This is a genomic window from Caballeronia sp. LZ032 (assembly GCF_031451315.1).
GTDB lineage: Bacteria > Pseudomonadota > Gammaproteobacteria > Burkholderiales > Burkholderiaceae > Caballeronia.
The window spans coordinates 1-462 of sequence record NZ_JARUXP010000058.1 but is presented as its reverse complement, the minus strand read 5'-3'; the positions used below and the strand labels follow the sequence as shown (position 1 = coordinate 462).

The window sequence follows — 462 nt, the reverse complement described above, 5'->3', positions numbered from 1 at the left end:
TCGCCCCTTGGCGTCCCATTTATAGGTGGCGGCTTCCTCGCCCGGCGATTGCCGTTCGATCAGCTTGCCGCGCGCGTCGTGCTTCAATCGCGTGGTGCGACCCAATGCATCCGTCAAAGCGGCGACATAGCCCAGTGCGTCATAGGCGAGTGTCGTGACCTGTTGCGCGGCGTTGCGCACCTTTACGAGCTGGCCGCGGGTATCGTGGCCGAATGCGGTGACAAGGCCCGAGGGCGTGATCTGCTCAACGAGATTTCCGCGCGTGTCCCACGTTTGCTTCCACTGGCCGCCTTCCGGATCAGTAATGGCGATAGGCCGCAGATTGTCGTCGTACTCCGTGCGCGTCGCGCTGCGATCCGGCAGCGTGTGCGTCAGCAGATTGCCGCACAGATCGTATTCCCACGTGGTCCTGTTTCCTGCAGGGTCCACTGCTGCAACCGTGCGTCCCAGCCCGTCATAGCG

1 pseudogene is annotated in these 462 nt (G+C 63.2%); it reads right to left on the bottom strand.

Annotated elements, in window-relative coordinates:
- Positions 1-462 (bottom strand): annotated as a pseudogene (locus QCE69_RS39395) (type IV secretion protein Rhs); the annotation flags it as partial.